Here is an 8,994-nt window from a genome sequence, read left to right as displayed (position 1 = left end):
TTTCGCTCAGTTTGGGTTCTCAAGGGTCGGCGGGGGTCCTCCGCGGCGGCACCTTCCCCGCGCCGTCTCGCTTGCTGCAACAAAGAATTAACGGGTCGCTTTAGCGGGGCGGAGTACAATGGTCGATACGCTATGCGAACAACGCGAAGGAGCTCGGTGCGCCCGGGCTTCCTCGGGTGCATACAATTCGACTCATCGAAGGAGCGCATCATGGCAGCAGAGAAGAAGGACATCGACTGGGGCAGCCTGGGCTTCGCCTACCAGCCCACGGATTACAGCTACGTCTGCAATTACAAGGACGGCGCCTGGGAAGAGGGCGGTCTCACCACCGACCACACCATCACGCTGTCCGAGTGCGCCGGCATCTTCCACTATTGCCAGGAGGTGTTCGAGGGGCTCAAGGCCTACACCACCAAGGACGGTGACATCGTCTGCTTCCGCCCCGACCTCAACGCCGCGCGCATGGCCGACTCCGCGCGCCGCATCGTGATGCCGCCCTTCCCGGAGGACAAGTTCATCGAGGCCGTGAAGATGGTCGTCAAGGCCAACGAGGCCTGGGTGCCGCCGTTCGGCTCGGGCGCCACGCTCTACGTGCGCCCGCTCATGATCGCGACGGGCGAGGTCATCGGCGTCGCGCCGGCGGACGAGTACCAGTTCCGCATCCTCGTCACGCCCGTGGGCCCGTACTACTCTGGCGGCGTGAAGCCCGTCGCGGTGAAGGTGCCCGAGTACGACCGCGCCGCGCCGCACGGCACGGGCGCCATCAAGGCCGGCCTCAACTACGCGATGTCCCTCTACCCGAGCGTCCAGGCGCACGCCGAGGGCTTCGCCGACAACATGTACCTCGACCCGCAGACCCACACCTACGTGGAGGAGTCTGGCGGCGCGAACTTCCTGTTCGTGGACAAGGACGGCACGCTCGTGGTGCCCAAGAGCGCGACCGATTCCATCCTCCCGTCCATCACGCGCCGCTCGCTCGTGTACGTGGCCGAGAATATGCTCGGCATGAAGGTGGTCGAGCGTCAGGTGAAGTTCGAGGAGGTCGCGTCCGGCGCCTTCGTCGAGTGCGGCATGTGCGGAACGGCGGCCGTCATCAGCCCGGTGGGCAAGGTCGTGAACGGCGACGAGGAGATCACGTTCGGCGAGGGCGGCATGGAGCACGTGGGGCCGGTCATGCAGAAGCTGCGTGTGACGCTCACCGGCATCCAGGACGGCGAGATCGAGGGGCCCGAGGGCTGGGTCGTGAAGATCTGCTAGGACGGGCTGCTGAGGCTGCCCGATGTGCCGGGGCGTGTGCCGCCGGCGAGGTGATTTCGAGAGCGCGCGGTGCGGGGTTGCCTGCACCGCGCGCTTTTGCGTGGCGGCTTGCCACGCGCGCGGGCGTTTTTTGAGCAGCGTGAGCAAAAAGTGGTGATGGAATTCAGATATGCACGATTCCGGCGGCTCGGATAGGGGCACACCGGCTCTTGGCGGTTTGACCGCGCGGCAAAACCCCAGGATTTGCCCGGCCGCGCCGCGCAAAACACCGCGCCGCGTCCGAAAATCCTCGAACGCGGCGCGGCGAATCGCGCATATCTGAATTCCATCACCATTTTTTGCGGCGATGCGGTTTATTCCTTGCTGTCATCCTTGTCGTCAGCGTCATCCTTGCTGTCGGCGTCGTCCTTCTTGTCGTCCACGCTGTCATCCTTCGTGTCGTCGAAGGTGGCGACCACGCCGAGCACCTCGACGGAGTCGATGGTATCGATGTTGAACAGCTTCGCCTGATCCTCCACCACCGAATTCTCCTGATCGGTCGGATCGTATTCGCTGCCTTGGTCGTCGCCGATCAGGTCTCCGCTGTCGCCGGATTTGACATCCTTCGCCTCGCTCTCGCCCACCGCATAGGTGAAGCGCGTGCTGCCGTCATCGCCGTATGCGAAGCGGTACGGGTTCCCGTTCGCCTCGAGCGCAAGGAAGTAGACGTCGACGGCCTTCCACGTGCTCTCGCTCTTGTTCTGGAGCGTGCCCGTCACCTGGAAACCGTAGCCCTTCTCGGTCGCGGCGACGGCGTAATCGTCGAGCTTGTACTCGCTCGGCAGGAGGCCCTTCTTGCCATCGACGGCGTCGAGCGCGTTGCTGACCTCGGAGACCTGCACGTCGATGTTCTTGATGTCGATCTTGGTGTCCTTGTTGGTCTTATCGTCGTGGACGGTGGGCATGCTCCGGTACAGCTTGAGCTCCGCCGCGCCGTCCGCCTCGATCAGAGCCTCGCAATCCGTGGTGTATACGTTGGCGCCGCGCACGAGATCCCAGCTGAGCTCCAGCCGCTCTTCACGGTCGTCGCCGTTCTCATCGGTGTCCGTGTAGATCGCCGCGGCATCTGCCTTGGCCAGGCACGGTACGGAGGCGGCGCTCGAGAGGGTGACGGTGACGGTTAGGAGGTCGTTCTCCTCATCGGCGTCGAAGGTCACATCGCTTACCGTGACGTCGGCGAGTGTCGGGGCATCGTCGGCCTTGGAATCGGTGCCCGTTTGAGCGGATTGGCCATCGTCCTTCTGGCAACCGACAAGGCCGAGCCCCGCGACCACGGCTGCGGATCCGAATAGCCTCAGTGCGCTTCTCCTGGTGATGTCGCTCATGATGCTCCCATCTCGCGTGGATTGAGCGGACGCTGACGTCGCGCTGCGCGCTCGGCGAGGTGCCGGGTGCTCGATATATCTGTACCCGCTCCGAGAGCGCGAACGGTAGGGTCAGATAGGGGAGAATTGCTTAAGATGCCCTGGCTGAAGCCCCATGTCGAGCCTGCGATGTGCGTGGGCAGCGTCTGGCGGGGTCGTCCGTGCCGTACGCTTACGCGGTGCGACTTGTTCGAGGCGCTTCGCTGCGGGTGTGGAGCGTTTTTTGAGCGGAATGCGCAAAATGTGGTGCTGGAATTCAGATATGCACGATTCTGGCGGCACGGATGCGCGCGCCTCGCCTCGCGCCGCCCCGGACGGACGCCAAAACCCCAGGATTCGCTCGGTCGCGCCACGCAAAACGCCGCGCCGAGCCCGAATTTCAACGAGCGCGGCACGGCGAATCGTGCATATCTGAACTACGCCACCATTTTTAGCGGCTGCGCGGCTTATTCGTCGCTATCATCCTCATCATCGAAGGTAGCGCGGGCGTACTGCACTTCGACAGAGGCGACCTTGTCAATGCTAAAGACCTGCGAGCTATCGAGTGTAACGGCTGAGTAGTTATCTTCGGGGTTGTAGCGGTAGGCGGCATCCTGCTCGCCATACACGAGCTCTCCGCTGGAATCCGGCTTAATGTACTCTGCTTCAGATACGGTAGTCGCATATCCCGAGTAGGCCGATCCCTCCTCGACCCAGAAGAAGCGGTACGGATTATTGTCGGCGTCGATTGCGAGAAATCCGATCTCGATGCTTGACCAACGATGGTCGGTCTTGTTTGTGATGGTGCCTGTTACCTGGAACCCGTATCCCACTTCAGGCGTGGAGATGGCAAGGCCGTCGATTTCGTAGGCGTCAGGCAAAAGATACTCGTTATCAGTGGCATCTTCGACCTCGGTCACCTGCACATCAATGCCCTCGATGTCGATCACGACATCCTCGCCGATTTCGTTATCGTATCTGGTGGGAATATTTATATAAAGCTCGAGCTCCGCTTCATCCTGAGCGTTAATCAGGGCAAGGGCATTGGTGGCTGAATTGTCCAGATTTGATCCGCGTGCAATCTTGAAGCCCAGCCCCGTTTGTTCCGTCTGCTTGTCACCGTATTCGTCGGTGGCGGTGTAGGATCCCACAACGTCGGCGGTAACCATACATGGAACAGAAGCGCTGCTTGAGATAGTGAACGTGGCGTGAATAATGCCGTTTTCGACATCCGTGTCATAGTCTACGTCGCTCACGGTAAAGTCGTCGACCGTGGGGACGGTGCTCTTGGGCTCGGGATCAGCTACCCCCCCCTCTGTGTTCGTCGGGGCTGTCTGCGCCTCGTCCTTCTTGCATCCGGCGAGGCCGAGCCCCGCGATGGCGGCTGTCGAACCGAACAGCCTCAGCGCGCTTCGCCTGGTGATACCGCTCATGATGATGCTCCCATCTCTCGTTGTCCGGGCGGGCTCGCCGCCGCGCCCCGCGCCCGGTTGGGTGCCGTGCGCTTGACTGTACTGTATCAGCTTTCAATACTCGAAAAAGAGATTATGAAGGGGTAGAAAAAAATAGGGCACCTCGGCATGTCATACCGAGGTGCCCATGCGTTGAGATGGGATCGCGCGGAGTTCGATAGTTCGCGCGAAAAGATCGGCCGGACGCTACGGCGACGTTGCCACTGCCGTACGCCCGGCCGGGACAGCGTTACTCCCGGTTCCCACGGCCGGACATGCGTGCCTTGATGCCCGCGGCGATGGCACCGCCGCCGGCGAGGAACGCGGCGAGCGAGGCGGTCATGCTCACGCCGCCCGTCTGGAGCAGGTTGCCATCACCGTTGCCGTTGCCGTTTCCGCTGGTATCGTCGTTGCCCGAGCCGCCGTCACTCGATCCGGAGCTGCCCTGGACACCATGCGCCTTGCTCTCCTCGACCGCCTTGATGGCGTTCGCGAGGCGCGTCTGAGCAGCGGAGATCTCCGCCTCGGTAGCATCGGGATCGCTCATCACCGACCGCGCGGCGGCGAGCGCGGCCTCGAACTCCTTCACTGCGCTGCTGGAGGCGCCGGTGGTATCGACCTTCTCAGCGCTGCCGATGGTGTTCTGCAGACCGGATTTCGACGGCGCCTCCTCTTCGGGGATGGTCGCCGCGGCCTGCATGACTAGGTGATGGTCGCTCTCGTCGGCGCTCGCGCCGTTGACGTTCTCGTCGGTGACGAGCGCCTTGAGCGCGCCGGCGGCGAGCTGGGGGATGGGCTGGCCGAAGAGCTCGATGCTCGGGACGAGGCCGGCAACCGTGCCGCCCAGGTCGAGCCCGAGCATGGAACCGGTGAGCAGCTCGACGAGGTCGGCGAGCGTTTCGACCTTGCCGAGCAGCAGCGGCCCCACCACGAGCCCGCCGATCACGTTGCTGCCCTCCTGCTTGATGAGGTCGGACGGGACGCACGCGACCTTACCGGCCAGCGTCATGAACGCGGAATCTTTCGCGAGCAGCCCGTTGACCTGCGTGCCCACGAGCGTGCCGAGCAGGTTGTCGTTCTCGATTCCCGCGATGGCGGAGGATACCGCCTCGCCACCAGATTGCTCGTTGCCGAGCAGGTGATCCTGATAGGCGAAATCGACGAGTCCGAGCACCGAATACGTATCGTTGACCGGGCTCTCGAGCAGGCTCTTGACCAGGGCGCTCACGATGTCGCGCAGCGCCTGCTGGCCGCCGTTTGCCGTGTCGAGCAGAATCTTCTGGTCAAGCTCGGCAAGGAGCCCGTCGATGAAGGCCGAGAAATCCTGCGCGGTGATGTACAGCGCGCATTCATCGCCCTCTGCCATGGTGGACGGTGTCGCACTGAGCGCGTTGACGATCTGCTCCTCCTCCGCGGGGGTGAGGGTGACATCGAGCGCGCTTGCCGTGGCCGGGGTCTCCGCCAGCTGCCACGCCTCGATGCGGCCGGACGCGGCGTTGTAGAAGAGCGCCACATCGACCTGCATGATGAGGACCTTCTTCGAGATGTAGAAACCCTGAGCGATGGCATCGTCGATCGAGGTGGGAAGCATGCCCGTGAGGAGCGCCCACAGCTGCCCGTCGAGCGCGTTGGCGTCGCAGCCCAGAAGGCCGGCGATCGTCGCCTTCACCCCGCCACTAGCCTCCACCTGCGCGAGCAGCGGGTCCACCACGTAGCCGTCGAGCATCGTGGTGACGGACTCCACGGTGAGCGTGCGGCTCTTGCCGTATTCGGTGATGTCCTGCGACGCCACGTCGTTCAGCCCGCCGGCCTGCGCGATGGAGAAGTCCACCGTGCCGAGCGGCTGGTCGTCCACGGTCATGGTGCACTCGAGCGTATCGCCCGTCTGCGCGAACTCGAACGAGCCCAGGCGCATGTGGGACGGATAGGTCACGAGCGAGCCGGTCTCGATGTCGTAGATGGTGTTGCCCGCGGCGCTCGTGTGCTTGGCGATGTCGTTCGCGTGCATGTGCCCGGTGAAGATGGCGGAGATGCCGGCGTCGGCGTACTGCTCGGCAACGTCCGTGTAGCTCAGGTTCTTGTTGACGAGGTACTCGCCGAAGATTTCATCCTCATAGCCGAAGTGCTCGACGATGCCGTGGTGCTGCATGGCGACGACCACATCGCCGGCGGCCCGCGCCGCTTTCGCTTGCGCGCAGACCCAGTCCACGAGCTCTTGCGTCATGCCGTCCTGCGTCTCCTGCGCCAGCCCGGTGCCATCGCCCGGCAGGTTGTAGCTGCAGGAGTCCACCACGATGAGCGTGAGGCCGGGGCAGGGGCGCACCACGTAGGAGAGGCTTCCGTCGCGGGTGCCGCTGCGGTCGAAGCACGCCGTGGCCTCGGCGTAGCCGAAGTCCGCCCAGATCTCGTCCTTGTACTGCGTGGGACTCGTGCGCTGGGCATCCGGCGCCTCGGTGTCCTCGGCTCCCGCCTGGGCGAAGTCCTTCGCGTGGTGGTTGTTGAGGTCGTGGTTGCCGTTGATGACGAAGAACTTCGTCTGCTTGCCGTCGTGCTGCTCGGCGATCTGCTCCTGCGCCTGCCTGAACAGGTCGCGCACCTGCTCGTGGCCGAGGTACTCGCCGTCCTTGGTGAGGTCGCCGGGGACGACGACCATGTCGGGCGCCTGCTCGACCACGACCTCGAGGGCGCGGTTCAGGATGTCGGCGCTCTCGCTGAACATCTTGCGGTCGGAGTTCTCGGCGATCTCGTACGCGGCGTTCTGCGCGATGAGGTCGGGCGAGAGGTAGTGCACGTCGCTCATGATGGCGAACGTGAACTTCTGGGGGTACGAGGTGGGCGCGTCGGCAGCGCTCGCGGTGGCGGGCAGCGCGCTCGCGGCGGCCGCGGTTCCGCTGGCGGCGATGACGAGCTTCAGGAAGCTGCGCCGGTTGAGGGCGAGGGGTGCGTGCGGGGTGGGCTCGACTTCTGACATGGTTCTCCAATCGTTCGCGGACGCTCTGCGGGCGCCCGTCGCGCTGGGCGCCGCTGCCGTATCGGGCTTCGGATGCTGGAGAACGCCTGCCGCGTGCGGGTGGGCGGATGCCGTCGTCATGCGCCGATATCGGACACATGCGGTTAGTATCGCGAGGGGGCGTAAGGCCTCCGCAAAGGGCGCGTGACAATCGAATTAACGTTTCGTCAAGAATGTAAGCGCAGCGCTCGGGGGGCGCGGACGGTGCGGGCGCGGTGGGCGTGGGTGCGGAAGATGCGGGCGCGGGCGAAGATGACGGCAGCGGCGCCGGCGGCGACCGCGAGGCCAGCGGCGAGGCCGGCGGCAAACAACGAGCCCCCGGCCGGACGCACCGGTCGGGGGCTCGCATGCTCTGGCGATGGCGGAGAGAGGGGGATTCGAACCCCCGGAACGCTCGCGCGCCCAACGGTTTTCAAGACCGCCGCATTCAACCGCTCTGCCATCTCTCCGTGACTGGTAATGATAGCATCGAATCATCCAAGGTGCGGCAACACGTCGAGAGAGGTAGCGGGTGGAACGCGGCGAACAGGACGAACGGTTCATGCGCGAGGCGCTCGCGGAGGCGCGGGCGGCGGCAGCGGCGGGCGAGGTGCCCATCGGTGCGGTCGTCGTGCACGAGGGCGAGGTCATCGCGCGCGCCCACAACCGGCGCGAGCTGGACGACGACCCATCGGCGCACGCGGAGTTTCTGGCCATGACCGCCGCGGCGCGCGCCCTCGGTCGCTGGCGGCTTTCGGGCTGCACGGTCTACGTGACGCTCGAGCCGTGCCTCATGTGCGCCGGCCTCATGGTGAACGCGCGCGTGGACCGCTGCGTGTACGGCGCGGCCGACCCCAAGGGCGGGGCGCTCGGCTCGCTCTACCGCCTGCACGACGACGCGCGGCTCAACCACCGGTTCGCGGTGACCGCGGGTGTGCTCGCCGATGCGTGCGCGGGCGTGCTGAGCGACTTCTTCGCGAACCTGCGCGCGGGCGCGCGGGCGGACGGCGACGCGCACGAAGCGAAGCGCGCGGCGGCGCTGCGGGACGGCGCCGGTGCGCGCGCGGCCTGTTGCGAGGACGCCCCGTGCGCGGCGACGCCGGCTCCCGCCCCGCGCGTGCTGCTCGCGATCGATTCCTTCAAGGGATCGGCCATGAGCGCCGAGGTCGAGGCGTGGGCGGCGGAGGGCATCCGGCACGCCTGCCCGGGCGCCCGCGTGACCGCGCTCCCCATGGCGGACGGCGGCGAGGGCACCGTCGAGGCGCTCCACCGCGCGCTCGGCGGCGCGATCGTCACCCGGCGCGTGGCCGGTCCCCTCGATGAGCAGGTGGACGCATCGTACCTGCTAGCGGATGGTGCGGACGGCCCGGTCGCGGCCATCGAGATGGCTGAGGCGGCGGGCATCGAGTACTCGCCGTGCACGCACGAGGCGGCGCTCCATGCCTCGACGTACGGCGTGGGCGAGCTTTTGCTCGACGCCGTGGCGCGCGGGGCGCGGCGCGCGTACTTCGCCATCGGGGGGTCGGCCACGAACGACGGCGGGGCGGGCTTCCTCCAGGCGCTCGGCGCCCGGCTGCTCGACGCGCATGGCGAGGAGATCGCGCCGGGGCTCGCCGGCCTGCGCGATGTGGCGCGCGTCGACCTGTCCGCCGCGCTCGCGGCGCTCCAAGGCTGCGAGCTCGTCGTGCTCTCCGATGTGGACAACCCGCTCGTGGGCGCACGCGGCGCCGTGCGCATGTACGGTCCGCAGAAAGGCTTGCTCGAGGGGTGTGTCGACGAGGCGGGGGCGGAGGAGCGCCTGGTGGCATGCGACCGCTGGATGGTCGGCTACGGGCGCGCCCTCGACGCGGCGCGCACGGCGGCGGGCGTTCCGGCGGGGGAGGGGCGGCCGCGGTTCCGCTCCGTCCTCGGCGTG

The 8,994-nt window shown here is 66.0% G+C and carries 5 protein-coding genes and 1 tRNA gene; 2 read left to right on the top strand and 4 right to left on the bottom strand.

Annotated features, from left to right (window positions below; all coding sequences use genetic code 11):
* The first annotated feature begins 210 nt into the window (after positions 1 to 210).
* Positions 211 to 1,257, top strand: a complete 1,047-nt coding sequence (locus BN423_RS09000; protein WP_026089065.1) for a branched-chain amino acid aminotransferase — start codon at positions 211 to 213, stop codon at positions 1,255 to 1,257.
* Between the two features lie 353 nt (positions 1,258 to 1,610).
* On the opposite strand, the gene BN423_RS08995 is transcribed toward BN423_RS09000, so the two are convergent.
* The 4 genes from BN423_RS08995 to BN423_RS08980 form a co-directional block, all read right to left on the bottom strand.
* Positions 1,611 to 2,621, bottom strand: a complete 1,011-nt coding sequence (locus tag BN423_RS08995) for a hypothetical protein (protein WP_232385553.1) — start codon at positions 2,619 to 2,621, stop codon at positions 1,611 to 1,613.
* A 485-nt stretch (positions 2,622 to 3,106) separates the two neighbouring features.
* On the bottom strand, positions 3,107 to 4,072 hold the full coding sequence (locus BN423_RS08990; protein ID WP_019239922.1) for a hypothetical protein: 966 nt from the start codon (positions 4,070 to 4,072) through the stop codon (positions 3,107 to 3,109).
* Positions 4,073 to 4,340: 268 nt separating this feature from the next.
* On the bottom strand, positions 4,341 to 7,061 hold the full coding sequence (locus BN423_RS08985) for a metallophosphoesterase (protein WP_019239921.1): 2,721 nt from the start codon (positions 7,059 to 7,061) through the stop codon (positions 4,341 to 4,343).
* A 398-nt stretch (positions 7,062 to 7,459) separates the two neighbouring features.
* Positions 7,460 to 7,549: transfer RNA gene (locus tag BN423_RS08980), tRNA-Ser, on the bottom strand.
* A gap of 62 nt (positions 7,550 to 7,611) precedes the next feature.
* Between BN423_RS08980 and tadA the strand changes: the two genes are divergently transcribed.
* Positions 7,612 to 8,994, top strand: a 1,383-nt coding sequence (gene tadA, locus BN423_RS11435; RefSeq protein WP_026089064.1) for a tRNA adenosine(34) deaminase TadA, incomplete at its 3' end; no start/stop codon positions are given.

Source organism: Enorma timonensis (assembly GCF_000321165.1).
Classification (GTDB): Bacteria; Actinomycetota; Coriobacteriia; order Coriobacteriales; family Coriobacteriaceae; genus Enorma.
The sequence above is the reverse complement of the archived record's forward strand: the minus strand, read 5'-3'. Positions and strand labels throughout refer to the sequence as shown.